Source organism: Streptococcus sp. HMSC36C04 (assembly GCF_001839535.1).
Taxonomy (GTDB): Bacteria; Bacillota; Bacilli; order Lactobacillales; family Streptococcaceae; genus Streptococcus; species Streptococcus hominis.
Genome location: NZ_KV841606.1, coordinates 195,764 through 196,750, shown reverse-complemented (window position 1 = coordinate 196,750; position 987 = coordinate 195,764). Strand labels below are relative to the sequence as shown.

General features: G+C 47.4%; 9 tRNA genes. All 9 read left to right on the top strand.

Features of this window, described 5'->3' with window-relative positions:
• Nucleotides 1-46: 46 nt before the first annotated feature.
• Nucleotides 47-119: transfer RNA gene (locus HMPREF3249_RS09090), tRNA-Asp, on the top strand.
• Between the two features lie 27 nt (nt 120-146).
• Nucleotides 147-219 (top strand) — tRNA-Lys (locus tag HMPREF3249_RS09085).
• Nucleotides 220-228: 9 nt separating this feature from the next.
• A tRNA-Leu gene (locus HMPREF3249_RS09080) sits at nt 229-310 on the top strand.
• A gap of 10 nt (nt 311-320) precedes the next feature.
• Nucleotides 321-393 (top strand) — tRNA-Thr (locus tag HMPREF3249_RS09075).
• Nucleotides 394-412: 19 nt separating this feature from the next.
• Nucleotides 413-484: transfer RNA gene (locus HMPREF3249_RS09070), tRNA-Gly, on the top strand.
• A gap of 7 nt (nt 485-491) precedes the next feature.
• A tRNA-Leu gene (locus HMPREF3249_RS09065) sits at nt 492-577 on the top strand.
• A 9-nt stretch (nt 578-586) separates the two neighbouring features.
• Nucleotides 587-660, top strand: a tRNA-Arg gene (locus HMPREF3249_RS09060).
• 58 nt (nt 661-718) lie between these two features.
• Nucleotides 719-792, top strand: a tRNA-Arg gene (locus tag HMPREF3249_RS09055).
• A 40-nt stretch (nt 793-832) separates the two neighbouring features.
• Nucleotides 833-906 (top strand) — tRNA-Pro (locus HMPREF3249_RS09050).
• The last annotated feature ends 81 nt before the right edge of the window (nt 907-987 follow it).

Below are 987 nucleotides of genomic sequence, written 5' to 3'. Positions count from 1 at the left end.
GTTCGATCCCGTTAACTCCCATTTCTTTAAGCGGAAAAGCTTAATAGGTCCCGTAGTGTAGCGGTTATCACGTCGCCCTGTCACGGCGAAGATCGCGGGTTCGATTCCCGTCGGGACCGTTTTAGTGTATAGAGATACATTAGAGAGACTCGTTAGCTCAGTTGGTAGAGCATTTGACTTTTAATCAAAGGGTCACTGGTTCGAGCCCAGTACGGGTCATAGTCACAGGCGGGTGTGGCGGAATTGGCAGACGCACCAGATTTAGGATCTGGCGCTTAACGGCGTGGGGGTTCAAGTCCCTTCACCCGCATAGGAGATAAGCCGGCTTAGCTCAGTTGGTAGAGCATCTGATTTGTAATCAGAGGGTCGCGTGTTCAAGTCATGTAGCCGGCATTAAAGGAAAGAAGCGAATGCGAACGTAGTTCAGTGGTAGAACATCACCTTGCCAAGGTGGGGGTCGCGGGTTCGAACCCCGTCGTTCGCTTGAGGAAGCCGGGGTGGCGGAACTGGCAGACGCACAGGACTTAAAATCCTGCGATTGGAAACAATCGTACCGGTTCGATTCCGGTCCTCGGCATAGGAAAGAGCACCCTTAGCTCAACTGGATAGAGTACCTGACTACGAATCAGGCGGTTAGAGGTTCGACTCCTCTAGGGTGCATAAATAGATTTGACTTTTTTTGTATTTGTGATATAATAAATTTATATTCATAGAAAGAGCACCCTTAGCTCAACTGGATAGAGTACCTGACTACGAATCAGGCGGTTAGAGGTTCGACTCCTCTAGGGTGCATAGAAAAGAAGTCTCTTAGACTTCATTTTTTCTATCTATACGGGAAGTAGCTCAGCTTGGTAGAGTACTTGGTTTGGGACCAAGGTGTCGCAGGTTCGAATCCTGTCTTCCCGATATTTTATTTGATATTAGATGAAATAGGTGTTAGTTTTTAACATCTGGAGCCTGGGACAATAATGTCTCGATTCTATCAAA